Origin of the sequence: Mesorhizobium sp. M7A.F.Ca.US.008.03.1.1, assembly GCF_003997495.1 — a bacterium.
Classification (GTDB): domain Bacteria; phylum Pseudomonadota; class Alphaproteobacteria; order Rhizobiales; family Rhizobiaceae; genus Mesorhizobium.
In genome coordinates this window covers 11,932-36,756 of record NZ_RZRU01000014.1, presented here as the reverse complement: position 1 = coordinate 36,756, position 24,825 = coordinate 11,932, and the positions used below count along the sequence as shown (strand labels likewise).

Here is a 24,825-nt window from a genome sequence, read left to right as displayed (position 1 = left end):
CCGGAGCCATAGCGGAGGGCAGACGCCCTCGAAAAAGAAATTGAGACGGTAGACATGGCCCATATCCAGCTCAAGAACATCTCGAAAACCTTCGGCAACCACACCGCCTTGACCGGGCTCGATCTCGACATCGCCGACGGCGAATTCTTCGTGCTGCTGGGCGAGACGGGCGCCGGCAAGACGACGACGCTGCGGCTGATCGCCGGACTGGAGAGGCCCAGCGAAGGCCAGGTCTTCATCGACGGCGTCGACGTCGCCGACTGGGGTGCGGCCGAGCGTGACGTGGCGCTGGTGCTGCAGCAATATTCGCTCTATCCGCGCTACACGGTGCGCGAAAATCTCGAATTCCCGCTGAAGCCGAAAATTCGCCGGCTGCCCGACGCCGAGATCAAGGATCGCGTCGACCGTGCCGCCCGTACGCTGCGGATCGAGCATCTGCTCGACCGAAAGACGGATCGGCTGTCCGGCGGCGAGATGCAGCGCGTCTCGATCGGCCGCGCCATCGTGCGCAAGCCGCGTGTGTTCCTGATGGACGAGCCGCTGTCTGCGCTCGACGCCAAGCTGCGCGAGGCGCTGCGGACTGAACTGAAGAACCTGCAGATGCAGCTCGGCGCCACCTTCCTGTTCGTCACCCACGACCAGATCGAGGCGATGTCGATGGGCGACAAGGTCGGCGTGCTCAACCATGGCCGCATCGTCCAGACCGGCACGCCGCACGAGATCTACAACAATCCGCGCGACACCTATGTGGCGAGCTTCGTCGGCTCGCCGCCGATGAACCTCATCGACGGCAAGCTTGTGAATGGCCGCGCGGTGATGGCTCCATTGAATTTCGAACTGCCTTTTTCGGGGGGTGCCAAGACTTTTGGGGGGCTAAAGGCGGGTGCGGCGACCGACGGTCGCCCGCTCGTCTTCGGCATTCGTCCCGAGGATGTCTATCTCGAGAGCGGCGCGCCGGTCGAGGCGCGTGTCCACGACGTCGAGAACCACGGCGTCGAAAAGATCCTGACGCTGCGCGTCGGCGACGCGACACTGCGTGCCACCGTGCCGGCCAGAACCGATGTCGCCATCGAGCAGGCGGTGCGCTTTGCCTGGAACCCCGACAAGGTGGTGCTGTTCGACAAGGGCAGCGGCGTCAGCTTGCGACACGCCTCATAGGCTGCATCCCAGCCTATTTCTGGAAGTAGGTTTCGTAGGGCGTGTCGTTGATCAGCAGGATCACGCATTCCGTGTCGGAGACGCAGGCGTCGTCATGCATCTCATCGGCTTTCTGGGTCCAGTAGGATCCAGGAGGCAGTTCGACCTTGGTCGCCTCGCCGCCATCCATCTGCCAGTGCGCCCACAGCCCCTTTATGACCACCGCGCGATAATCCGCGGTGTGCGCATGGACCGGTGCGCGCCAGTTGCCGGGAACCTTCAGCAACGTGCCTGCCGGACCCTTGGCCCGCTCGCCCCACAATGCGCCAAGACGATGCGGCTGGTCGGGCACTTCCGCGACATAGGGGATCTTGTCGGCCGGCAGGTAGCTGTCCTCGAGGGCAAAGGCGCGCCCGGGAACCGCAAGCATGACGGCGAGTGCGATGACCTTCGGATGATTTGGCATTTGCTCTCCTCTTCGGACCGGCTTGCCGCCGGCCCCTCGCTGCCTGGTTCTGGCAAGCTATTGCATGCGGGTGGTCCGGCAATGGCATTGCGTCCGGAAGACTTGGCAATTCATCCAGACCCGGCAATCCACGGACCCGGGATCGCCTCAGCGGTTTTCGGAGGTGCCGTCGACGGTGCGCAGGCGGCTGGGCGCGGTGCCTATGATGCGCTTGAACGCCCGGCTGAACGACGCTTCGGAATCGTAACCCAGTCTGGCGGCGACCACCGATACCCGCATCCGATCGTCGATCAGCCATTGCCGCGCCTGGTGCATGCGTATCCGCGCGACATATCTCGCCGGTGTTTCGCCAACGATGGCCGCGAAGCGTTCGGCGAAGGCCGATCGCGAGGCGCCCATTTCGCGCGCGAGCGCTTCGACGGTCCAGTTCCTGTCGGGCTGCAGATGAATGGCGGCAAGTACGCGGCCGATGTCGCGATCCTTGATCGCCGCGATCCAGCCTCTGGTGTCGCCGCCACTGTTTTCTACCCAGGAACGGATGATGCTCGCAGCCAGCACGTCGGCCAGTCGCGCCAGCATGCCGCCAGAGCCGGCCCGATTCATGGTGATTTCGCCGGCCATGGCTTCCAGCAGGTGAGGGATGCCGGGCTCACCAGCCATCAATTCCCTGGCGCGCATCATGTCCGGCATCATGCCCAGCAAGGGGTGCGATCCGTCCAGGTTGAAGTGCATGCTGCCGCAAAACAGCAAGGTTTTCGGGCCGTGGCCGCCGTTCGAGACATTGAACAAATTGTCCTGCAAGGGCTCGACCGTGTAGCTTTCGATCGGCACGGCAGGAATGCCGGGCGCGCTGGCAACGACATGCTCGGCACCGCGCGGCAAGAGCAATGCATCGCCGGGTGTCAGCTCGATCCATTCCCCGGCTGGCGAAAACAGCCAGCATTGGCGGCGGCCGATAAAGTGAAACCTTGCTGCCTTCTGGGCAGGAAAGAACACGGCCCATGGGTCTGAAAGTTCGCAGCGGCCATAGTCGACGCCATCAAGCCGCAATCCGCGCAAGATGTCGGTGAGCGGACCGTCCGAGGCCGGCAGGCCAGTCTTGGGCGAGGTGAAAACCATGCGGATTTTCTAGCCTGGAATCACCAGTCCGTCACGGCCTCCATGCGTCAGCTCAGGGCAACGAACTCGGGTCAACGGGTTCCTTCGGAGCCTTCGCCGGGGCGTTGGCTGAGGGAGCATCAAACGAAAAACCCGCCTGTGCGGCGGGTCATTGGCGCAAATCAGCACCATAGGCAAATATGTACCTTATCTGAGGTCACCGAGTCAAGAAAAAATTCCTATCGCGAAGAGCTGCCGGCACAAAAACTGCCAAGACCGCCGACCTGGCTGCGTTTCGCCGACGATTGTGGCGAAGCGCTCGGCGAATCCGGATCGCGAGGCGCCCATCATCCTTGCCAGCGATTCAACCGTCCAGTCGTGGTTCGGTTCGAGATGGATGGCAGCCAGCACGCGGCCGTTTTCCGGGTCCCTGACGGCGGCGATCCAGCCCCTCCATCGTCACCTCACGTGATGGTGGCGACGTTCCAGGTGGCGATCGCGCTCGGCGCCGTCCCGGTGGCCTGCTGGTCGACCACACGGCGTCGGCAGTGCCTTCGCCTATTGCGGCGCGGCGACATTGCTGGCGGCCGTTGTGGTGTTCCTGCGCGGGCCGAAGCAGCCGAGTAGCCTGGACGCAATCAGGCTTCCCCGACACTGCGCGTCGGCCCGAGAACCATCACGGTTTTCGGACCGGCGCCATTGTGATGGCAGCGACAAAGCGGTTCAGGCTGTCCTCGACAAAGGCGGCCACTTCGATCGCCGGGTCAAAGCTCCACCACAGCAACGAGCCTTGCCAATGGGATGCCATCAACAGGCCGATGTCGCGTGGCGGGTTGGGCGTTTCAGCAAAACAGGCTGCAAGAGCGTCGCACAGGAACGCCTTCCAGGCTGCACCGCGCGCCCTGAGCAGGGGGTCGCGCAAGTCCTCGCGCAGGACAAGCAGGCCTTCGGCATAGGATTCGATGCCGCCGTAGTGTTGCGACAGCGCCACCAGCAGCGCGACCGCACCAGCGGGCGTTCTCGGGACGGTAGCTGCCAGGATCCTGGTGTTGTCGTCGAGACCGTCCCAGGCGTGCAGCAAGGTGCGCTGTTTAAGCTGCGCCTTGTTCTTGAAGCGCTGCACCAGCGTTGCACCGGAGAGACCACAAGCCTTTGCCAGACGCTCGAAGGTGAGTGCTTCGGGGCCATGCTCGTGGATCAACCGGTGCGCGGTCTCCAGCACCTGCTCGTCGGACTGGGTTTTTGGCCGGGTCATCTTGACATCCTGATATAACCGAATGATCATTTATATATGATGTGAGCAGCGCAGGCTAGCCCGTGCCTGATCGATGGAACCGTTTTTGGGAGAGTTCAATGACGTTGCAAGGGAAAGTTGCCCTGGTCGCAGGCGGGACGCGCGGCGCCGGTCGAGGCATAGCGGTCGAACTTGGCGCTGCCGGCGCCACCGTCTACGTCACCGGGCGCAGCACGCGCGCCCAGCAATCCGAATATGCCCGGCCCGAAACCATCGAGGAAACAGCGGAACTGGTCTCGGCGAGCGGAGGCAAGGGCATCGCCGTGCAAGTCGATCATCTCGTGGCCGAAGATGTGCACAGACTGGTTGAACGCATCCGCACCGAACAGGGCCGGCTCGACATACTGGTCAACGACATCTGGGGTGGCGAAAAGCTGTTCGAGTGGAACAAGCCGGTCTGGGACCACAATCTGGACAATGGCCTGCGCATGCTTCGGCTCGGCATCGATACGCATCTGATCACCGCACACCATGCGTTGCCGCTGCTGATCGAACGTCCGGGTGGGCTGCTGGTCGAAGTCACCGACGGCACGGCCGAATACAATGCCGATCACTACCGGCTGTCACCCTTCTACGATCTTGCCAAGGTCGCGGTGACGCGCATGGCATGGGCGCATGCCAAGGATCTGGCAAAACACGACGCAACGTCGGTGTCGCTGACGCCCGGCTGGCTGCGTTCGGAGATGATGCTGGAAGCCTTTGGCGTGAGCGAGGACAATTGGCGCGACGCCACCGCTGAGGTGCCGCATTTCGTCATTTCCGAGACGCCACGCTTCGTCGGGCGCGCCGTTGCGGCTTTGGCGGCGGATCCGGATCGCTTGCGCTGGAGCGGGCAGTCGCTGTCCAGCGGCGGGCTGGCGCAGGTCTACGGCTTTACCGACCTCGACGGTTCACGGCCCGACGCCTGGCGTTATGTTCCGGAGGTCCAGGACGCCGGCAAGCCCGCCGATGCGACGGGCTATCGATAGGTAATTTGGTTCCCGCGCAATTCCGGACGGAAAACCGCCGCGCACTTTTCCCGGAATTGCGTCAGGCCGACCGCCCGTCGAAATCGAAAACCGACAGGGTCGAGGGGTCGAGATCGGCCACGCAGTTAATGTTGATGTAGGCGCTGCGTTCACGGCCTTCACGGACATCCTCCGCAAAGGGATGGATACCGCAAGCCCGGCAGAACCGGTGCGCGATGGCATGATTGCCGAATGTGTAGATGCCCAAATCATCGCCCCACGCCAGGACCCGCAAGGTCTGATGCGGTATGGCGTACAACAGGGCGCCCTTGCGCGAGCAGATCGAGCAATTGCACCTGATGGCGCCGGTCAGTTCGGCCTTGAATTCGAAGGCGACCTTGCCGCAGTGGCAGCTGCCTTTGTAGAGCATCGGGATTTTTCCTCGCATTAGACAGGGTGCAAAACCGCCTGCGCCGGGTTAAGTCTCGGCAATCCATGCCCCAAGGACGTTCAAGACGTCTGGAGTCCGACACCGAAATGCAATCCGTCCGCGATCGTCTGGAAATCATTCTCGCGCGCCTCGCCGCCCGTGCCGGCGAGGAGCGCGTGTTCACGAAGCTCTATGCCAAAGCTGCGCGGGCCGCGGCTGACGCCAGCGATGCGCGCCAGCGCGCGGGCGTAACACTGGGGCCGCTCGATGGCACCATCGTCTCGGTCAAGGATCTGTTCGATGTAGCCGGCGAACCAACCACGGCCGGCTCGCTGATGCTTAGGACCGCAGCACCTCCGCTGCGCGATGCCGTGATCGTCAGCCGGCTGCGGCAGGCCGGCGCGGTCATCATCGGCAAGACCAACATGACCGAATTCGCCTTCACCGCGATCGGCGACAACCAGCATTTCGGCACGCCTGGCAATGCTGTGGACGCCGGCCGCATTCCGGGCGGTTCTTCCTCGGGCGCCGGCGTTTCCGTCGGCGAGGCGACGAGCGAAATATCGATCGGTTCCGACACTGGCGGTTCGATACGCATTCCGGCGTCACTCAACGGCGTCGTCGGCTTCAAGCCGACAGCGCGACGCGTGCCGCTCGCCGGTGCGTTCCCACTGTCCGCCACGCTGGACTCGATCGGCCCGCTTGCCCGAACCGTCGCCCAATGTGCCGCCGCCGACGCCGTGATGGCCGGTGAGTTGGCGACCGCGCTGACGCCGATTGCCCTTGCAGGGCTTCGCGTAGGCATCCCGCGGGGCATCCTTTTCGACGAGACGGAAGGCGCGGTGGCGACCGCGTTCGGCCTCTGCCTTGGCAAGATCGAGCAGGCAGGCGCGCGGATCGCGGATCTGTCGATCGACGATCTGCTTGCCGATTTGCGCGCGGCCACCAAGCGTGGCTCGATCGCTGCCATGGAAGGGGCCGAAGTGCATGCCGACTGGCTGGCGACAGGGGCATCGGTGCCGGTCGACCCGCATGTCAGCGGACCTTTGTCGCGGGCGGCAATGCTGCCGACGCCTGTCTACATCAGGGCAATGCGCCGTCGCAAAGCGCTCGTTGCCGCCATGGACGAGCGGCTGGCATCGGTCGATGTGCTGGCCTTGCCGACCACACCGGTGACGGCGCCGACCATAGTCTCGATGGCTGACGACGCCGAGCTGCGTGACCGCACCGAAAGCCTGTTGCTGCGCAACACGCAGGTCGCCAACCAGTTCGATCTCTGCGCGATTTCGCTGCCGATGCCAGGCACGGAGCTGCCTGCCGGATTGATGCTGGTGGCGCGCAACGGGCATGACCGGCGTCTGCTGCGGATCGCTGCTGAAATAGAGCAGCTGCTTGGCGCGTGATCAGGGCTGAACCGACTATCAGCGCGATTGGGGCGAAACCGCGATGTGTCATAGGCTCGCCGGAAACCGCCGCCGATAGCGATCGACCACTTCTGGATTGCGCAGATTGACCGGCAGCTTGCCCGCCAGCACCAGCAAGGCTTCACCCGCCGCGCCGACGCCCATGCGCATCATCGATTCCTCGGTGATGCCGGCCATGTGCGGCGTGATGATAACATTGTCGAAGCCGAAATAGGGATGGTTCGACGGCAGCGGCTGCGTCGCAAACACGTCGAGCGCGGCACCGCCGATACGGCGTTTCTGCAACGCCTCGATCAGCGCGTCGTCATCGATGACCGGCCCGCGCGACACGTTGATCAGCAGCGCATGAGGCTTCATGCGGGCGATCCGCTCACGGTTGATCAGGCCGCGCGTTTCCGGCGTCAGCGGGCAGCACAGAACGATGATGTCGCTTTGCTCGACGAGAGCGTCGATCGACAGGAAACCGACCTTGTCCGGCGCCGGCTGCATGCTGCGCGTCGTTGCCACCACCTTCAGGTCGAAGCCGTGCGCGGCGATATGGCCAACCGCCTGGCCGACGGCGCCGAGGCCGACGATGCCGATCGTCTTGCCGGCAAGCTCGATGTTGGAATTGGCGTGCTCGCGGCCGGCGAGCCAGCCTTTGGTGCGCAGGTCGCGGTCGACGACGCGGTAGTTGCGCAGCAAGGCGAGCGCCACGAACATGACGTGTTCGGCAACCGAGCGGGCATTGACCGCCGGCACATTCGCCACCAGCACGCCGGCGGCCGTCGCTGCTTCCATGGGGATCATGTCGAGCCCGGCGCCGTGACGGATTGCCGCCCTCAGTTGCGTCGCGCCGTCGAAAACCTGTGGTGGCAGCGGCGCGCGCACGATGACGATGTCGGCATTCCTCGCCTCGGCGGCCAGCGTGGCCGGATCGATGGCGGAGGCGACGACGAGTTCTCCGGCGCCGGCCAGCATGGCCGAGGCGCGCGGGTGCAGGGCGTGGGTCGTGAGGATACGGGCCATGTCGATCAAGCTTTTTCGAGCGCCGGGCTTTGGGGTTCCTCGCCATGGCCCTCGATCAGGCCTTTCCAGTAGCTCTCAGCCCCTTGCAGATGGGCGCTCATCAGCGCCTGGGCGAGATTGCCATCGCGGCGCAGCAGCGCCTCATAGATCTGGATGTGCTCGGCATGCGAGCGCACGTTGCGCTCGGGGTCGTTGAAATAGATCGGCAGGCGCTGCTCGCCCATCATGTAGTAGACGCTGCAGACATTGTGGAAGACGCTGTTCTTGGTGGCGCGCACGATTTCGAGGTGGAATTCGCGGTCTTCCCTGGCAAGCCCTTCGCCGGCGGCGATGCGCTCTTCCGAAACCTTGAGGATTTCACGCAGCCGCTCGAAATTCTCCTCTGTGGCACGCGAACAGGCAAGTTCGGCCGCCTTGATCTCGTGGATCTTGCGCAGTTCGACCGTCTCGTAGATCTGGATTGGGTCGAGCGGCAGGCCCGCGCGGGCAAACAGCGCCATGGCCTCCACACTGGCCTGCTTGGTGTCGATGTAGATGCCGGACTTGGCCCGGCGCTCAACGATGCGCATAGCCTCCAGGATGGCCAGTGCCTCGCGGATCTGGCCGCGGCTGACGGCGAAATGCTCCGCCAGTTCGCGTTCCGAAGGCGTTCGGCCACTCTCCTTGTCCGAATGGGAGAACAGGTAGGCGGCGAGTTCCGCGAGGAGGTTCTTTTCTTTCATCGTCAACCGCGTTGCGCGTGCGCCTCCAGGAACCGCTCCGAAATGGTGAATCCCAGCCCCGGTTTTTCCGGGATCGCTATCATACCGTCCCTGGCTTCGACAGTCTCTTCGACCAGATCATGGATCATCGGGTTGGCGCCGAGCGAATATTCGACGGTAAAACTCGACGGCGAGGCGGCGCAGACATGCAAGCCTGCGAAAAAACAGGGCGCGCCGGCCCACAAATGCGGTGCAAAGCGCAGATTGAAGGCGCTGGCGATGGTGCCGATCTTCATCGCTTCGCTGATGCCGCCGCAGAAAGCGGGATCGGGCTGGAAGATGTCGGCGGCTTTGAGCACGGCGAGGTCGCGGAAGGCGTAGCGTGTCGCCTCGCTTTCGCCGGTGGCGATCGGGACGACGCCGGATGCCCGCACTTCGGCCATGCCGGGCTTGTCGTCGGCGATAACAGGCTCCTCGAACCACGCCAGATCAAGGTCGTTGACGAGGTGGATGAAGCGTTTTGCTTCCGCCACCGTATAGGTGCCGTGCGCGTCGACCATCAGTTCGACATCGGGGCCGAGCGCCTGCCGTGCGGCCCGCACGCGGGCGGCGGAGATGTGCGCCGCGCCGTCCATCGCGCCAACCCGCATCTTCAGTGCCTTGAAACCGCCCTTGGCGATATAGGATTTCAACTGCTCGCCGATGGCGTCAGCGGCAGCCCAGCCGCCGGACGCGTAAGCCGGCATGCGATCGAGCTTGCGGCCGCCGAGCAGCCGCCAGACAGGAACGCCAAGCGATTTGCCGAGAATGTCCCACAGCGCGATGTCGACGGCGCTGATCGCCGCGATGCTCATGCCGCGCCGCGCCAGTTGCGGCATAGCGTGGCCGCTGCGCGCTGCGCTGTCGTGGCGCACGCCATTGTAGAGCATCTCCCATATAACGCCGATGTCGGCCGGATCGCGGCCGACCAGCTGCGGCCCGACCTCATGGTTCAGCATGTGGACGAGTGCGCCGTAGCTGCCGGCACTGCCGGCAGCGTTCTTGCCTTCGCCCCAGCCGACCAGCCCGTCATCGGTCTCGATGCGCAGGATGGCGGCGTCGAAGGTCGTCACCTGACCGAAGTCGCTGCGGTGCTGCCGAGCGGCTTCGATCGGAACGCGGATCCACCAGGCTTGGACGGACTTGATACGCATATTCTTCCCCAGCCCTGCCGCCGGTCAGGGCGGAAGGGCGAATTTCCCTGAGGCAGTCGACTACTTGATCAGCGGCAGCAACGTCTCGGCGTTGATGCGCATCTGGTCGGTGTAGAATTTCTCGGTGAGCACGCTGGAGCCGTGGTCCTGGATGAACTTCAGCTGTTCTGGCGAGATGTCGACCGGATTGCGCTCGACCATGTCGGGATAGGGTGCGGCCGGTGTCCGGTCGACGGGCGCGACGAACTCATTGGTCAGCGCGCCGTCGTAGCCGATCTCGCGCAAGGTGGCGACGATCTTCGGCCAGTCGATCTGGCCGAGGCCGGCGGCAAACCGGTTGTTGTCGGCGACATGGAAGTCGAACAGGCGCTTTCCGGCCTGCCGGATCGCGTCATAGACGTTAAATTCTTCCATGTGGATGTGGTAAGCGTCGAGGCACACGCCGCATTCGGGGCTGACCGCGTCGGCCAGAGCCAGCGCCTGGGCGCCGCGATTGAACAGATAGGTCTCGAAGCGGTTAAGCGGCTCGACGGCGATCTTGACGCCGACCTTCTTGGCATGGGTGAAGCATTCGCGGGTGGCGTCGACGACCCACTTCCATTCCTCTTCCTCGGTCCCGTCGGGCACCACCTTGCCGACGGTCGCCGGAACCAGCGTGATGATCTCGCCATCGAGTTCGCTGACCATGGTCAGCACGTCCTTGACATACTGAACGGAACGCTCGCGCTGGCCCTGGTTCCTGGCGGCAAGGTTGCGCTCGCCCAGCATCAGGGTCACCGCGCCCCAGCAGCGAATACCATGCTCCTTCAGCAGCGCCCGGGTTTCCTTGGTCTTGTACTGCTCGGGCTCGCCGGAAATCTCGATCGACTCATAGCCGAATTTCTTGATGCGCTTGAGCGTCGTTTCCAAGGGTTCCGCGCGCATCCAGTTGTGCGTCGAAAGATGCATGGTCTGTCCTTCCCAATTCGTCTCTATGGTTCGCCTGCGACATGCATTGCCAAAAGGCGACACAAAGGTTCCTCCCCAAGGCGTTCCCAGCCTTTTCTCGCAAACTGGTTCGACCAATTGGGCCTGAAGCGAGGTCTACAGCAAATTCTCCAGATCGGCAAGAAGCGCTGGGGCGCAACTTTTGCTGTGGATTATTTCCTTGATTATATTGAGATATATGTGCCTGCGCCAGGTGGTTTTGGGGTCAAGGTAGCGCATTGCACCGCTTGACCAGATTTCCATATTTGGTAATACCAGAATGGCGGTGCGTGCAAGCACCCGTTGAGAAAAGACCAAAGTGGCTGGCCCCGTTTCCAATCGGCGCTATGCTCGGTCGCGAGAGAAATGAGGGAGGATGCCGATGCCGACGACAATGAAGGGCCCCGGGCTGTTTCTGGCGCAGTTCGCGGGCGACGCCGCGCCGTTCAACTCACTGGCGGCGATCACCAAATGGGCGGCCGGTCTCGGCTACAAGGGCGTGCAGATCCCGACCTGGGACGCGCGGCTGTTCGACCTCAAGAAGGCGGCTTCTTCCAAGGCCTATTGCGACGAGGTGAAGGGCATCTGCGCGGATGCCGGCGTCGAGATCACCGAACTGTCGACGCATCTGCAGGGGCAACTGGTGGCGGTGCATCCGGCCTATGACGCGCAGTTCGACGGCTTCGCGCCGGCTTCGGTGCACAACAATCCCAAGGCGCGGCAAAAATGGGCGGTCGAACAGATGGAGTTCGGCGCGAAGGCCTCGAAGAACCTTGGCCTCAAGGCCTCGGTCAGCTTCTCCGGCGCGCTGGCCTTTCCTTACCTCTACCCCTGGCCGCAGCGGCCGGCCGGGCTGATCGAGGAAGCGTTCGCTGAGCTCGGCAAGCGCTGGAAGCCGATCCTCGATGTCTATGAGGATAATGGCGTCGATATAGGCTACGAGATTCATCCCGGCGAAGACGTGTTCGACGGCGCCACCTTCGAGATGTTCCTCGATGCGGTCGGCGGCCACAAGCGCTGCAACATCAATTACGATCCGTCGCATTTCCTGCTGCAGCAGCTCGACTATCTCGAATTCATCGACATCTATCACGAGCGCATCAAGGCGTTCCACGTCAAGGACGCCGAGTTCAACCCGACTGGCCGGCAAGGCGTTTATTCCGGCTACCAGAGCTGGACCAACCGCGCCGGCCGCTTCCGTTCGCTGGGCGACGGGCAGGTGGATTTCGGCGGCATCTTCTCCAAGCTGACGCAGTACAATTATGATTCCTGGGCGGTGCTGGAGTGGGAGTGCTGCCTGAAGCATCCGGAGGATGGTGCGGCCGAAGGCGCGCCTTTCATCCAGCATCACATCATCCGAGTGACAGAAAAGGCATTCGACGATTTCGCCGGCGGCACCACCGACAAGAAGGTGCTGCGCGGGATGATGGGAATCTAGCGCGCCTTTCCCTCCCCCTCGCGGGGAGGGTGGCCGAAGGGCCGGGAGAGGTCGGTTTATGCCGAGCTCTGCCTCGACGATCCCACCCGATCCGCTGCGCGGATCGACCTCCCCTCGAGGGGAGGTGAGCAACAGCGAGGAGCAAGACATGGTCGGCGCATCGAAGTCGGAAACGGGAGGCGGCCCGATCCGCTACGGCATGGTCGGCGGCGGGCAAGGCGCCTTCATCGGCGCGGTGCATCGGATCGCGGCGCGCATGGACAATGATTTCGTGCTGGTGGCCGGCGCGTTGTCGGCCAATCCCGAGCGCGCCAAGGCCTCGGCCGCCGAACTGGGGCTCGACCCAGCACGCAGCTATGCATCCTATGCCGAGATGGCCAGGGCCGAGGCGAAGCGCTCCGACGGCATCGAGGCGGTGGCCATCGTCACGCCCAACAATGTCCATGTGCCGGCGGCTAAAGCTTTCCTCGAGGCCGGCATCCACGTCATCTGCGACAAGCCGCTGGCGACGACGCTCGCCGAGGCGAAAAAGCTTGCGGCGATCGTCGAGAAGACCGGCAAGGTGTTCGTGCTGACGCACAACTACACCGCCTATCCGATGGTCCGGCAAGCACGCGAAATGGTCGCCAAGGGTGTGCTCGGCGACATCCGCATCGTGCAGTCCGAATATCCGCAGGACTGGCTGACCGAGGATTTGGCGGCGACAGGCCAGAAGCAGGCGGCTTGGCGCTCCGACCCCAAGCAGGCAGGTGCCGGCGGCGCGCTGGGCGATATCGGCACGCATGCCTACAACCTCGCCCGCTTCGTCTCGGGGCTGGAGCTGGACTCCCTGTCGGCCGATCTCGACGCCTTCGTGCCGGGCCGGCTTCTCGATGACAACGTCAACGTCATGCTGCGCTTCAAGCCGGCCGGCAAGACGCACCCGGCCAAGGGCATGATCTGGGCAAGCCAGGTGGCGCCCGGCCATGAGAACGGCCTGAAGCTGCGCATCTATGGCTCGAAAGGCGGACTGGAATGGGTGCAGGCCGACCCGAACTATCTCTGGTACACGCCGTTCGGCCAGCCGAAGCAATTGATCACCCGCAACGGTGCCGGTGCGCTGCCGGTGGCGGGCCGTGTCAGCCGCGTGCCGTCAGGCCATCCCGAGGGCTATCTGGAAGGTTTCGCCAACATCTACCAGGAGGCCGCGCGCGCCATCCGGGCGGCACGCCGCAAGGGCGGCAAGCCGGCCAAGGACGTCGTCTTCCCGACCATCCACGACGGCGTCGAAGGCATGGCCTTCATCGAGGCTTGTGTGAAGTCGTCGAAGAAGAACGGAGCATGGACTAAGCTCTAAAATAGAAATCCGGGGGATCCAGGGGAGGGGGCGTCGATGAAAATCGGCATGTGCATGTTCTTGTGGACGACGGCGGTGTCGAAGAAACACGAGCCGTTGCTGCGCGATATCAAGGCGACCGGCTTCGATGGCGTCGAGATACCGATCTTCGCCGGCACGCCGGACGACTATAAAAAACTCGGCGAACTGCTCGACCGCATCGGGCTGGAGCGGACCGCGGTTTCAGCCATGGGCGATCCGGCGATGAACTTGATCTCGGCCGACGCGGCGACGCGCAAGGCCGGTGTTGGCTACATGAAATGGGCGATCGACTGCGCCAATGCGCTTGGCGCCAGCACGCTGAGCGGCCCGCTGCATTCGACGCTCGGCGCGTTTTCCGGCGCTGGGCCAACGGCTGCCGAGAAAAAGCGCTCGGTCGCCTCGCAGCGAGCCATCGGCGACCATGCCGGCAAGAGGAACGTCACCATCGGGCTCGAGGCGCTGAACCGCTTCGAATGCTACCTGCTCAACACGATGGCGGATCTGTCCGAGCATATCGACGCCATCGACCGGCCGCACATCAGGGCGATGTACGACACCTTCCACGCCAATATCGAGGAGGCCGATCCGATCGGCGCCTATACGAAACACCGCCGGAATGTCGTGCATATCCATATTTCGGAGAATGATCGCGGCGTGCCGGGGCGCGGCAACATCCCCTGGGCCGAAACGTTTTCCGCCATCCGCAAGAGCGGCTATGACGACTGGCTGACGATCGAGGCGTTCGGGCGCTCGCTCAAGGATTTGGCGGCGGCAACCAAGGTGTGGCGCGACTTTTCCGAGACGCCGGAGGCGGTGTATCGGGAAGGGTACAAGCATATCAAAAATGGGTGGAAGAAGGCGGCTTAGGCGCCTGCGCCTGGCCCATTTTCTATTCGCGTTCGCGGCGGTTGCCAGGTGGTTCCCCCACTCCGTCTCGGCTTCGCCGAGCCACCTCTCCCCCCTCCGGAGGGAGAGGAAAGGGAGCCTGGTGGCTCGGGAGAGGAAGAAAGCCTCGGTCTAGGAGGATAGGCGCCGGCTCGGACAGCCTGGCGCCTTTCCTCTACCCCGTCGATCGGGGGAGAGGTGTCGGGCGCAGCTCGACGGAGTGGGGGTCGACCCTTTGGCGCCGGGCGAGATGATGCTTGCGCTCTGCATTACAAGGCTACCCCTGCTCGGCCTGGATCCTGTTGTAGTCGTGGATCGTCCGGCTCAGCCGGCGGCGCAGGAAATTGGAGATGTTGTCGAAGATGAAGACAACAGCCAGGATCAGCAGAACCATGTAGAAGACGTTGGCCCAGTTGGAGTTGGTGCGCATCGCTTCCCACAGCTTCAGGCCGATGCCGCCGGCGCCGACAGCGCCAATGATGGTCGCGCCGCGAGTATTGGATTCCCACTGGTAGAGCGTCTGGCTGATGAACACCGGCACCACTTCCGGCAGCACGCCGTAGCGCTGCACCAGGAGGCCATTGGCTCCGGTCGAGGTAATACCCTCGCGCGGTTTGTCGTCGATGTTCTCCAGCGCCTCGGAATAGGTTTTGCCGAGCGTGCCGATCTCGGTGAAGAAGATCGCTGCACTGCCCGCCAGCGGTCCCGGCCCGAAGGCACGGGTGAAGAACAGCGCCCAGATCAGCATGTCGATGGAGCGCATGAAGTCGAAGAAACGCTTGAGCACCTGGTTGACCAGCCGGCTTGGCGTGATGTTGCGGGCGGCGAAGAAGGCGAGCGGGAAGGCGACGATGCCGCCAAGCATCGTGCCGAGAAAAGCCATGACGATGGTTTGCAAGAGCTTCGTCCAGACGTCGCCATGCTGCCACTGGGCGTTGTTCCAGATGTTGTCGCCGGCCAGCGCCAGATTGGAGGTGCCCGGTTTCAGTTCCGGCCCGGAGACGATCAGCGAGGCCACTTCGCTTGCCGACTTGCCGAAGAATGGCGAGCGCGTGTCGAAGACGAAGTTTGCCCAGCCGAGAAAGCGCTTGCGTATCCTGACGCGGTCAACGGCGACGCGGGCCTCGCCGGCAAAGCCCATGTCGGCGACGACCTCATCCTCATGCGCGGTGGTCCAGCCGGGAACCGGCCCCGAGATCAGCGGCTTGCCGGTGCCTAGCGCGACCGCAACGGTCTCGCCATTGGCAATGATCGTCGCCTGCGTCTTGGTGAAGGTGATCGACTTGGCGGTGCCGTCGATAAGGACCGTCACCGAGCCATCGGCATTGGTCTTGACCCAGTCCGGATCTGGGTTCGGGCCGAGCACCGAGAAGCGTGGATATTTGGCCGATATCTGCGGTTCGTCGAGGCGGAAGATCGGCTGCACGTCGTAACTGATCCACTGGGTCAGAAACAGCGGCAGCCGCTCCCAGTGCGATTCCCGCATGACCTGCGGCAGGTTGAAGAACCACAGGGCATAGAGCAGGTAGAGAAAGATGCCGCCAAGCAGCATCAGCGGCCCGAAGCGCTTGTGGAACGGCCGCTGGAAAACCCGCGGGAAGCGCTCTTCGATCGACTGGATTTGATCGGCGGTCAAGGCAGCCATGGTCAAGCCCCCATCACGAAAGCCTGCTCGCCGACCAGCTTGCGGCGCAGCCAGGCGGAGAACTGGTCGACGATGAAGATCGTCGTGAACAGGAGCAGCACAAGGGCTATCGTTTTGGCGCCGAAGCCGCGCGAGATCGACAGCTTCAGTTCTTCGCCGATACCGCCGCCGCCGACCGCGCCCATGATGGTGGAAATGCGGACGTTTATCTCAACGCGCAGCAGCGTGTAGGACATGAAGTTGGGCAGCACCTGCGGCAGGCCGGCGAAGCGCACCCGCGAGAACCAGTTGGCGCCGACGGCCCTCAGGCCCTCTTCGGCGCGCATGTCGATGTTCTCGTTGATCTCGTAGAAGAGCTTGCCCAGCGCGCCGATCGAATGCAGGCCGATGGCGATGATGGCGGCGATCGGGCCGATAGAGACGATGGCGGCGAACAGGCCGGCGATGACGATCTCGGGAAAGGCGCGCAGCAGTTCCATGAAGCGCTTGACGATCAGCCGCAGCATCGGATGCGGCGTCAAATTGCGCGCCGCGATGAAAGAGAACGGCACGGCGAAGACGAAGCCGATGAAGGTCGAGACCAGCGCCACGTTGAGCGTGGTCAGCATCAATTCGAAATATTCGGGGACGTAGAAGCTGCCCCAGACATAGGAGCGGCCAAGCGGAAAGTTGAATTCCTGGGTGCCGGTGTCATGCGGGGAAGCGATGTCGAGCATCGCCCGCCAGACATCGTTCCAGTCCTTGGGGACGAGCCAGCTCAGGAAGTCCAGCAAATGCGGCAACCGGTCGAAGAAATGCCCGGCATTGGCCTCGTCGGCGAACCACATGGTGCTGCCGAGCGCGATGATGAGCAGGCCGACACCGATGGCGGTGTAGAGCCGGCGCAAGGACGTCTGGCGACGCCATGCGTCGGCCATCTGGTGAGTGGCGCCGGAGGGGGCTGTCTCGGAAATGGTCATGATCGGACATGCAAGAAGGGCGGCGTCTTCTCGACGCCGCCCTTCCTGATTTCTGCCGTTAGCCGCCAATGGCTGCCTTACGGGCTTCGACGATGACGTTGTAGAAGTCTGCCTTCACCGGAACGTAGCCGGTAAAGTCGCCGCCTTCGACGCCTTCGAAGCAAGCCTTGTCCTTCTTCGGCAACTGCGTGAAGAAGTCGGCCAGCCTGGCGGTCATGTCGTCGCCGAGCGCGGTGCGCACGACCAGCGGGCCGTTCGGGATCAGGCCCGAGCGCCAGACTTCGACGAAGTCGTTGGGGTCGACGGCGCCCTTGGCGACTTCCTTGTGGAAGGTGCCGGAGGTGTAGCCGTCCTTGAAGTCGCCAATGCCGGAGGAATCGTCCACCGCCACGTCGACCTTGCCGTCACGCACGGCCAGAACATTGTTCTCGTGGCCGCCATTGAACTGGGTCGAGGCGAAGAAGGTCTCGTTAGAAGCGCCGGTGTCCTTCGGGATCTGGGTCAGCGGGATCAGATAGCCGGAGGTCGAATCCGGATCGGCGTAGCCGAGTTTCTTGCCCTTGGCCGACTTGATGTCGGTGATGCCGGAGGACTTCAGCGCCAAGCCGATCGAATAATAGCCGGTGGCGCCGTCCGTCTGCTGCGTGGTGAGGATCGGGGTGACCGCCTTCGGGTCCTTGAGCGCGATGCTGGCATAGCCGGAAGCGCCGAGTTCGGCGAAGTCGAGCGTGCCGCCAAGCAGGCCCTGGATGACGCCGTCATAGTCGGCGGCGGGGAACAGCGAGACCTTTTCGAAGCCGAATTCGGTCTTCAAATGGTCGGCGAGGCACTGGTAGTTGCGCAGCCGGTCGGTTTCGTTTTCGCCGCCGAGAATGCCGACGCGAAATTCCTTCATGTCGGCGGCATGGGCCATGCTGGTCGCCATGGCGAGCACCGAAACGGCGCCAAAAACCATCTTCCTGAACATCTGTAATCTCTCCTGTGGGTTCCGGCCCCGCGCCGGCAGCGTTATCGATTTTGACAGGTGCCCTTGACGCGGGCTGGCGATCCCACCGCTCTCAATATCCCGGGAATGCGGGCTCGACCGGTCCGGCGGATGCGGCGATCTTTGGCTTGAAGGCAACGCTGGTCGAGGTGATGGCCTCGGAGATTTCCTGGCCATTGCTGTCGGCGCCATAGACGAGCCGCACGGCCTCGCGGTTGAGCTCTTCGGGCGGGCCGTCGAAGACGACCTTGCCGGCGGCCATGCCGATGATGCGATTGCAGTAGGTGCGGGCGGTGTCCAGCGTGTGCAGATTGGTGACGACGGTGATGCCTTCGCGCAGATTGATGTCCTGCAGCGAATCCATCACCACCTTGGCGTTGAGCGGGTCGAGCGACGCGATCGGCTCGTCGGCAAGGATCACTCTGGGCTGCTGCATCATGGCGCGGGCAATGGCGACGCGCTGCTGCTGGCCGCCCGACAAGGTGCCTGCCGGCTGCAGCGCGGTGCGGGCAATGTCGAGCCGCTCAAGGGCCGCGACCGCCTCGGCGCATTCGGCGCGTGAAAACATGCCGAACAGGTTGGTGATGGTCGAGCGGTGGTTCAGTTTGCCCAGCAGCACATTGGTCAGCACGTCGAGGCGCGGCACCAGGTTGAACTGCTGGAAGATCATGGCGCAGTCACGCTGCCAGCGCCGCAGCGGCGAGCCGCGCAACTGGGAAACCTCGGCGCCGTCAAAAAAAATCGATCCCTGGCTGGGATCGATGAGACGGTTGATCATGCGAAGAAGGGTCGATTTGCCGGCGCCCGAACGGCCGATAATGCCAACCATCTGACCCTGCGGGATCGCGATGTTGATATCGCTGACGGCAGTGTTCTTGCCAAATCGTCGGGTGACACCGCGGATTTCGAGCGTGGCGGAATTTGCTGGCATGGGGGCAGGTTCCAGTCCGGACCATTGATCGTCAGGCATTCGCCTAGCGCAGCCACATGAACCTGCCGTGTCGCGTTGATGTCAGTTTCGTTACGCTCCACAGGCCGGAGTCTGCGGCCGGCCCAGGACCAGCAGTCGAAGGTGATGTGGAACGCAGGCCTGGCGAGTTGGTGCCGGTGGCAAGACGGCGCCACTTCATGCGCACATACTCGTCCGTCGCGCGCTGGCAACGGCGAGGCCGTCCTTCAGGCGTTCCAGACAAGCGCTGTCATGGCGTCGATGCTGGTGTCGAGAGGCACGCCATCCGGATAGCAGGGGCCGGGGCGGCTTGTGATAATGTCCCGCTGCCCAGCGTCAGTGACGGCCATTCCTGGACGTTGCTATCCGCCATATTTCTCTAGGAACGCCTCGGCCTCAAGCTCGCGGAAATCATCGAGCGCAGCGCGCAGCCTTGCATGGTCCCAGTTCCACCAGGCAAGCGCCTGATAGCGCTCTGCCGTGCGGCGGTCGAAGCGCTCGCGGATCGGCTTTGCCGGCACGCCGGCGACGATGGTGTAAGGCGCGACATCCTTCGAGACGACAGCACCGGCGCCGACCGCGGCGCCATCGCCGATGGTGACGCCGGGCAGGATGGTCGAGCCATGGCCGAGCCAGGTGTCGTGGCCGATGGTGACCCGCTTGGCGCGGCGCTGGGCGAAGAATTCGCTCTCGTGCTCGGCGTCGTCCCAATAATCCGAGGCGCGATAGGTGAAGTGATGCAGCGTAGGCCGCCAGGTCGGGTGATTGGTGGCGTTGATGCGCACGCTGGCTGCGATGTTGGAAAACTTGCCGATCGTCGCGCACCAGACTGAGCAGTCCTGCATCATGTAGGAATAGTCGCCGAGTTCGCTTTCCGAGACCCGGCTGCGGTCGGCGATCTCGGTCCAGCGGCCGAGCGTCGAGTTCTGCACCTCCGCCGTCGGGTGGACCAGCGGCGTCTCGGACAATTTCCTGGTCATGCGGCGATTTTTCCGGGCGCGAAAGCGGTGACGTCGATGATGCGGTCGGCAACTGCCTCGCGCACGTCATGGTCATGGAAGATGCCGAGCAGGGCGACACCAGCCGCCTTCTTGGTGGCGATAAATTCGATCACGACATCGCGGTTCCTGGCATCGAGCGAGGCGGTCGGCTCGTCGAGCAGCAGGATCGGGTGCTCGGTGATGAAGCCGCGTGCGATGTTGACGCGCTGCTGCTCGCCGCCGGAGAAAGTCGCAGGCGGCAATGCCCAAAGTTTCTCCGGCAGGTTGAGTTGCGCCAGCAAGGCGCGTGCCTTGCCGCGGGCAATCTCGCGATCCTCGCCGCGCTCGACCAGCGGCTCGGCGACGACATCGAGCGCCGAGACGCGCGGCACGGTGCGCAGGAACTGGCTGACATAGCCGATCGTTTGCCGGCGCACAGCAAGCACGGTGCGCGGGCTGGCGGTGGCGAGGTCGATCAGCCCGTCATCATGCGTGACGATGATCTGGCCTTCGTCGACGGCGTAGTTGCCGTAGAGCATCTTCAGGATCGAGCTCTTGCCGGCGCCGGACGGGCCGCCGAGCACGGTGCACTCGCCGGCCCTGATCGAGAACGAGACACCGGCGATAACAGGCAGTTTGATGCCGTCGCGCAGATGCATGGTGAAGCTCTTGGCGACGTCGGAGACAACGAGGGGCGTCGGCATCAGAAGGTCCTCCAATTGTCATTCGTTTGCGGGCCAGTACCCCCCTCTGCCTTGCCAGGCATCTCCCCCTCAAGGGGGGAGATTGGCAGCGTCACTGTCGCTGCCTTTATGCGGCGGTGGGGAGTGGCGAAGCCGAGGACGTTAGCCAATCTCCCCCCTTGAGGGGGAGATGGCCGGCAGGCCAGAGGGGGGTGCCTTGGCGCCATCGTCACACCTGCAGAATCGAGGAAACAAGCAATTGCGTGTAAGGCGCGCGCGGGTCGTCGAGCACGCGGTCGGTGAGACCGCTTTCGACGACGCGGCCGTCCTTCATCACCATCATGCGCTGCGACAACAGCCGTGCCACCGCGAGGTCGTGGGTGACGACGATGGCCGCGAGGCCGAGGTCGGTGACCAGTCCGCGCAGCAGATCAAGCAGGCGCGCCTGGACCGAGACGTCGAGCCCGCCGGTCGGTTCGTCCATGAACACCAGGCGCGGGCCGGTGACGAGGTTGCGGGCGATCTGCAGGCGCTGGCGCATGCCGCCGGAAAAGGCGCGCGGTTCGTCGTCGATGCGGTCCTCGTCGATCTCGACGCGCGACAGCCAGTCGACGGCGGTGGCGCGGATCCTGCCGTAGTGACGGTCGCCGACCGCCATCAGCCGCTCGCCGACATTGGCGCCGGCCGACACCGTCATGCGCAGGCCGTCGGCGGGGTTCTGATGGACAAATCCCCAGTCGGTGCGCATCAGGAAGCGGCGCTCGGCCTCGCTCATGCGGTAGAGTTCGCGGAACTGGCCGTCGCGCATGCGGTAGCTGGCGGTGCCGGAACTGGGCAGCAGCCGGGTCGACAGGCAGTTGAGCAATGTCGTCTTGCCGGAGCCGGACTCGCCGACGACAGCCAGGACTTCGCCCGGCCACAGGTCGAAGGAGACGTTGTCGCAGCCGACGCGCGAGCCGTAGAATTTGGAGAGCGCCGAGACGCGCAGCAGCGGTTCGTCGGTCATCGTATCTCCTTACCCTCCCCCTTGTGGGGAGGGTCGGCGCGCGGCGCCGGGGTGGGGGTTGAGTGGGGCGTAGATTGGTCAAGACCCCCACCCGCGCCTTCGGCGCGACCTCCCCACAAGGGGGAGGTAGGGGCGTTCCGCCGCTTCTCGCAGTGGTCGGTGTCGGAGCAGACGAACATGTGGCCGCCATGGTCGTCGAGGATGACCTCGTCGAGATAGACATTCTCGGCCGCGCACAGCGCGCAGGGCTGGTCGAAGGTCTGCACCTCGAACGGATGGTCCTCGAAGTCGAGGCTGACCACCTCAGTGAAGGGCGGCACCGCATAGATGCGCTTTTCGCGGCCGGCGCCAAACAATTGCAAAGCCGGCGAGCGGTGCATCTTGGGATTGTCGAATTTCGGCGTCGGCGACGGGTCCATCACATAGCGGCCCTCGACCTTGACCGGATAGGCATAGGTGGTGGCGATGCGGCCGTGCTTGGCGATGTCCTCGTAGAGTTTCACATGCATGAGGCCGTATTCTTCCAGCGCATGCATCTTGCGCGTTTCGGTCTCGCGCGGTTCGAGGAAGCGCAGCGGTTCGGGGATCGGCACCTGGTAGACCAGCACCTGGTCCGCCGTCAGCGGATGCTCGGGAATGCGGTGACGGGTCTGGATGATGGTGGCGCTGGCAGTGTCGGTCGTCACCGCGACGTTGGTGACCTTCTTGAAGAAGGCACGGATCGACACCGCGTTGGTGGTGTCGTCGGCGCCCTGGTCGATGACCTTCAGCACATCGTCGGGACCGATAATCGAAGCGGTGACCTGGACGCCGCCGGTGCCCCAGCCATAGGGCATCGGCATTTCGCGCGAGGCGAACGGCACCTGGTAGCCGGGGATGGCGATGCCCTTGAGGATCGCCCGGCGGATCATCCGCTTGGTCTGCTCGTCGAGATAGGCGAAGTTGTAGGTGGCGATGTCGGTCGATTGCGCGGTCATTCCGCGGCCTCCCTCTTGTCTTCTGCCTTGCCCGCATTTTCACGCGCGTCATATTCGGCGCGCATGCGGCGCACGAGGTCGAGTTCGGCCTGGAAGTCGACATAGTGCGGCAGCTTCAGATGCTCGACGAAGCCGGTCGCCTGGACGTTGTCGGAATGCGAGATGACGAACTCCTCGTCCTGGGCCGCGGCGACGACATCCTCGCCGAGCTCCTTCGCGCGCAGCGCCCGGTCGCAGAGCGCCATGGCCATCGCCTTGCGCTCGCTCTGGCCGAAGACGAGGCCGTAGCCGCGGGTGAATTGCGGCGGCGCCTTGGCCGAGCCTTTGAACTGGTTGACCATCTGGCATTCGGTGACCCGTACGGTGCCGAGCGGCACCGCGAAGGGCAGCTCGGGCACGTCGAGCTCCAGCTCGACCTCGCCGATGCGGATCTCGCCGACGAAGGGGTGGTTGCGGGCATAGCCGCGCTGGGTGGAATAGCCGAGCGCCAGCAGAAAACCTTCATCGCCGCGTGACAGCGCCTGCAGGCGGATGTCGCGCGCCATCGGGAATTCGAGCGGCTCGCGGGTGATGTCGCCGGGGACATGGTCCTGCGGCATGTCGCCGTCGGGTTCGATCAAACCTTCGCGGGCGAGGATCGCCGAGACGCGCGGCATGGCTTGCGCTTCGCTCTCGCGCAGCAAGGGCTCGGCGACTTCGGCGCCGGCGGCAAGCTCGGGATCGAGAAGCCGGTGGGTGTAGTCGAATGTGGGCCCGAGCAGCTGGCCGCCGGGCAGATCCTTGTAGGTCGCCGATACGCGCCGCTCGACCAGCATGTTGGCGGTGTCGATCGCCCTGGAGTAGCCGAAGCGCGGCAGCGTGGTGCGATAGGCGCGCACCAGGAAGATCGCCTCGATCATGTCGCCGCGCGCCTGGACGATGGCGAGCGCGGCCAGTTCACGGTCGTAAAGCGAGCCTTCGCTCATCACCCGGTCGACGCCAAGCGCCAGCTGCTCGACGATCTGGTCGAGGCGGAGCGCCGGCACCGAACGGTCGCCGCGCCGGCGGTCGGCAAGCAGGCTGTGGGCGTTGGCGATGGCCGCTTCGCCACCTTTTACCGCGACATACATTCTTACGCCTCCATCGTCTTGATGCGCGTCGTGCGCGGCAGGCAGGCTATGCCATCAGCGGTGACGAGGATGATGTCGACGCCGCGCGGGAAGCGCTTGTTGTTCTGCTTCCACTGCTCGACGAAATGGCGCGGCATCTGCGCCGGCGCGATCGTGGCGCTGGTTTCAATGCCGGGACCTTCGAGCAATAGCGGCGTGCCGGAGACCAGATCGCTGACGTGTAGGATCAGCGTGGTCGAGCGGTCGGGATAATCCTGCGTGCCCTGCGAAAAGCCATCGAGCGCCATCATCTCGGCAGGTGCTGCGATCAAGGCGAAATGCGCATCGGCCGGTGTATTGGCCAATGGCGCGCCGGTATGGAACCCAAGCCAGGATCTGACCGCGGTGGAAGCTTGCAGAGCCGGGTCGAGCCAGAGCGGCGTGTCATTGTCGCAAAGTGCCAGCGCTATGGCGCCAGCGGCGGCCGAGAGCGGCACCGGCGGGCGGGCGAAGGGCGGCAGGGGTTGCACACTGCCCGGCCGCGCCATCGCATCCATGACAGCGCGGAACACGGTCTGGGCATTGAAGACCGGATCGGCGAAACCGCCCTCGATCGATTGCGCTGCAATGTCCATCAGTCTTCTCCGCGAACCATGGTGAAGAAATCGACCTTCGTTGCCGCCGTCTCGGCGCGGCGTTTTTCATGCGCCTTAGTCAGAGCCGACCGCAGAGGCGCTAACAGTCCGGTCTCGACCTCATTGCGGCGGGCAGGGTCCTGCAATAGCGCGTCGGCGATGGCCGCCAGCCTTGCCTTCTGCTTGTCGCGGCCAAGCGCATAGCAATGGCCGACCTGTCCGGTGGGTAGCCGGACCGTGGCGCGGGTGACGGTCGCCTCACCGACATTGAAGGGCGCGCCACCGCCGCCGATGCGGCCGCGCAGGGTGACCAGGCCGGTCTCGGGGCCGCGCAGCAGCTCGGCGTCCGAAGGCAGTCCGGCCTCATTCCAGAGCCGGACGATGTCATCGCCGCTGGATTGCGCCAGTGTTGCCATGGCGGCCTTGCGTTCGGCCTGGTCGCGGGCTTCCTGTCCTCGCATAAGCAATAGTCCTCGTGGCTAAATTTGTCTATTGATATAGACAACTATACAAATTATACCTATTATCTAACGCGAGTCCATGACGGGCGGATGACATCTGATGGAAGGCGGGG

25 protein-coding genes and 1 pseudogene are annotated in these 24,825 nt (G+C 64.0%); 6 read left to right on the top strand and 20 right to left on the bottom strand.

All coding sequences use genetic code 11. From position 1 onward, the window contains the following. Positions 1-54 precede the first annotated feature (54 nt). Entirely contained in the window at positions 55-1,158 is a 1,104-nt protein-coding gene (locus EOA16_RS19755) for an ABC transporter ATP-binding protein (protein ID WP_127259783.1), read from the top strand. Positions 1,159-1,171: 13 nt separating this feature from the next. Here EOA16_RS19755 and EOA16_RS19750 read toward each other — a convergent pair whose 3' ends face one another. The 4 genes and pseudogenes from EOA16_RS19750 to EOA16_RS19730 form a co-directional block, all read right to left on the bottom strand. Continuing rightward, positions 1,172-1,603 (bottom strand): DUF4437 domain-containing protein, encoded by a 432-nt coding sequence (locus EOA16_RS19750; RefSeq protein ID WP_127259782.1) that lies wholly within the window; start codon positions 1,601-1,603, stop codon positions 1,172-1,174. A 147-nt stretch (positions 1,604-1,750) separates the two neighbouring features. Then, positions 1,751-2,722: an AraC family transcriptional regulator gene (locus EOA16_RS19745; RefSeq protein WP_127259781.1), complete on the bottom strand. Its 972-nt coding sequence runs from the start codon at positions 2,720-2,722 to the stop codon at positions 1,751-1,753. A 270-nt stretch (positions 2,723-2,992) separates the two neighbouring features. Beyond that, positions 2,993-3,151 (bottom strand): annotated as a pseudogene (locus EOA16_RS19740) (AraC family transcriptional regulator); the annotation flags it as partial. A gap of 226 nt (positions 3,152-3,377) precedes the next feature. After that, entirely contained in the window at positions 3,378-3,956 is a 579-nt protein-coding gene (locus tag EOA16_RS19730) for a TetR/AcrR family transcriptional regulator (RefSeq protein ID WP_245455982.1), read from the bottom strand. A gap of 98 nt (positions 3,957-4,054) precedes the next feature. On the opposite strand from EOA16_RS19730, the gene EOA16_RS19725 reads away from it, so the two are divergent. Beyond that, positions 4,055-4,963: an SDR family oxidoreductase gene (locus EOA16_RS19725; protein ID WP_127259779.1), complete on the top strand. Its 909-nt coding sequence runs from the start codon at positions 4,055-4,057 to the stop codon at positions 4,961-4,963. Between the two features lie 61 nt (positions 4,964-5,024). Here EOA16_RS19725 and EOA16_RS19720 read toward each other — a convergent pair whose 3' ends face one another. Beyond that, positions 5,025-5,372, bottom strand: coding sequence for a GFA family protein (locus tag EOA16_RS19720; RefSeq protein WP_127259778.1), 348 nt, complete (start codon positions 5,370-5,372; stop codon positions 5,025-5,027). A gap of 107 nt (positions 5,373-5,479) precedes the next feature. On the opposite strand from EOA16_RS19720, the gene EOA16_RS19715 reads away from it, so the two are divergent. Beyond that, a complete protein-coding gene (locus tag EOA16_RS19715) occupies positions 5,480-6,775 on the top strand; it encodes an amidase (RefSeq protein WP_127259777.1) in 1,296 nt (431 codons plus the stop codon). A gap of 48 nt (positions 6,776-6,823) precedes the next feature. On the opposite strand, the gene EOA16_RS19710 is transcribed toward EOA16_RS19715, so the two are convergent. The 4 genes from EOA16_RS19710 to EOA16_RS19695 are packed head-to-tail and all read right to left on the bottom strand — an operon-like array spanning position 6,824 to position 10,646. Then, positions 6,824-7,804, bottom strand: a complete 981-nt coding sequence (locus EOA16_RS19710) for a hydroxyacid dehydrogenase (RefSeq protein WP_127259776.1) — start codon at positions 7,802-7,804, stop codon at positions 6,824-6,826. A gap of 5 nt (positions 7,805-7,809) precedes the next feature. Beyond that, positions 7,810-8,526 carry a FadR/GntR family transcriptional regulator gene (locus EOA16_RS19705; protein WP_127259775.1) on the bottom strand — a complete coding sequence of 239 codons (717 nt, stop codon included), beginning with the start codon at positions 8,524-8,526 and terminating at the stop codon, positions 7,810-7,812. Positions 8,527-8,528: 2 nt separating this feature from the next. Then, positions 8,529-9,698 (bottom strand): mandelate racemase/muconate lactonizing enzyme family protein, encoded by a 1,170-nt coding sequence (locus EOA16_RS19700; RefSeq protein ID WP_127259774.1) that lies wholly within the window; start codon positions 9,696-9,698, stop codon positions 8,529-8,531. 60 nt (positions 9,699-9,758) lie between these two features. Further along, complete coding sequence (locus tag EOA16_RS19695; protein WP_023812461.1) at positions 9,759-10,646, bottom strand: sugar phosphate isomerase/epimerase; 888 nt, start codon at positions 10,644-10,646, stop codon at positions 9,759-9,761. A gap of 400 nt (positions 10,647-11,046) precedes the next feature. Here EOA16_RS19695 and EOA16_RS19690 point away from each other — a divergent pair, with 400 nt between their 5' ends. The 3 genes from EOA16_RS19690 to EOA16_RS19680 all read left to right on the top strand — a co-directional run bounded on the left by EOA16_RS19690 (position 11,047) and on the right by EOA16_RS19680 (position 14,326). Further along, on the top strand, positions 11,047-12,102 hold the full coding sequence (locus EOA16_RS19690; RefSeq protein WP_127259773.1) for a sugar phosphate isomerase/epimerase: 1,056 nt from the start codon (positions 11,047-11,049) through the stop codon (positions 12,100-12,102). 148 nt (positions 12,103-12,250) lie between these two features. After that, positions 12,251-13,438 carry a Gfo/Idh/MocA family oxidoreductase gene (locus EOA16_RS19685; RefSeq protein WP_127259772.1) on the top strand — a complete coding sequence of 396 codons (1,188 nt, stop codon included), beginning with the start codon at positions 12,251-12,253 and terminating at the stop codon, positions 13,436-13,438. Positions 13,439-13,474: 36 nt separating this feature from the next. Beyond that, positions 13,475-14,326: a sugar phosphate isomerase/epimerase gene (locus EOA16_RS19680; RefSeq protein ID WP_127259771.1), complete on the top strand. Its 852-nt coding sequence runs from the start codon at positions 13,475-13,477 to the stop codon at positions 14,324-14,326. 295 nt (positions 14,327-14,621) lie between these two features. Here EOA16_RS19680 and phnE (EOA16_RS19675) read toward each other — a convergent pair whose 3' ends face one another. The 11 genes from phnE (EOA16_RS19675) to phnG form a co-directional block, all read right to left on the bottom strand. Beyond that, entirely contained in the window at positions 14,622-15,989 is a 1,368-nt protein-coding gene (phnE, locus tag EOA16_RS19675) for a phosphonate ABC transporter, permease protein PhnE (protein WP_127259770.1), read from the bottom strand. A 2-nt stretch (positions 15,990-15,991) separates the two neighbouring features. Further along, positions 15,992-16,948, bottom strand: a complete 957-nt coding sequence (phnE, locus tag EOA16_RS19670) for a phosphonate ABC transporter, permease protein PhnE (protein ID WP_127259769.1) — start codon at positions 16,946-16,948, stop codon at positions 15,992-15,994. A gap of 58 nt (positions 16,949-17,006) precedes the next feature. Beyond that, positions 17,007-17,915 carry a phosphonate ABC transporter substrate-binding protein gene (gene phnD / locus EOA16_RS19665; protein WP_127259768.1) on the bottom strand — a complete coding sequence of 303 codons (909 nt, stop codon included), beginning with the start codon at positions 17,913-17,915 and terminating at the stop codon, positions 17,007-17,009. Between the two features lie 91 nt (positions 17,916-18,006). Then, positions 18,007-18,864 (bottom strand): phosphonate ABC transporter ATP-binding protein, encoded by an 858-nt coding sequence (phnC, locus tag EOA16_RS19660; protein ID WP_127259767.1) that lies wholly within the window; start codon positions 18,862-18,864, stop codon positions 18,007-18,009. A 380-nt stretch (positions 18,865-19,244) separates the two neighbouring features. After that, positions 19,245-19,862, bottom strand: coding sequence for a DapH/DapD/GlmU-related protein (locus EOA16_RS19655; RefSeq protein WP_127259766.1), 618 nt, complete (start codon positions 19,860-19,862; stop codon positions 19,245-19,247). Continuing rightward, positions 19,859-20,566, bottom strand: a complete 708-nt coding sequence (gene phnL, locus EOA16_RS19650) for a phosphonate C-P lyase system protein PhnL (protein ID WP_127259765.1) — start codon at positions 20,564-20,566, stop codon at positions 19,859-19,861. The genes EOA16_RS19655 and phnL overlap by 4 nt, the downstream gene beginning before the upstream one ends. A 208-nt stretch (positions 20,567-20,774) precedes the next feature. After that, positions 20,775-21,551: a phosphonate C-P lyase system protein PhnK gene (gene phnK / locus EOA16_RS19640; protein ID WP_127259763.1), complete on the bottom strand. Its 777-nt coding sequence runs from the start codon at positions 21,549-21,551 to the stop codon at positions 20,775-20,777. Further along, positions 21,548-22,528, bottom strand: coding sequence for an alpha-D-ribose 1-methylphosphonate 5-phosphate C-P-lyase PhnJ (locus EOA16_RS19635; protein ID WP_245455981.1), 981 nt, complete (start codon positions 22,526-22,528; stop codon positions 21,548-21,550). The genes phnK and EOA16_RS19635 overlap by 4 nt, the downstream gene beginning before the upstream one ends. Beyond that, entirely contained in the window at positions 22,525-23,637 is a 1,113-nt protein-coding gene (locus tag EOA16_RS19630) for a carbon-phosphorus lyase complex subunit PhnI (protein WP_127259762.1), read from the bottom strand. Before EOA16_RS19630 ends, EOA16_RS19635 begins: the two co-directional genes overlap by 4 nt. A gap of 2 nt (positions 23,638-23,639) precedes the next feature. After that, positions 23,640-24,251 (bottom strand): phosphonate C-P lyase system protein PhnH, encoded by a 612-nt coding sequence (gene phnH / locus EOA16_RS19625; RefSeq protein ID WP_127259761.1) that lies wholly within the window; start codon positions 24,249-24,251, stop codon positions 23,640-23,642. Beyond that, positions 24,251-24,712, bottom strand: coding sequence for a phosphonate C-P lyase system protein PhnG (phnG, locus tag EOA16_RS19620; protein ID WP_127259760.1), 462 nt, complete (start codon positions 24,710-24,712; stop codon positions 24,251-24,253). Before phnG ends, phnH begins: the two co-directional genes overlap by 1 nt. Between the last annotated feature and the right edge of the window lie 113 nt (positions 24,713-24,825).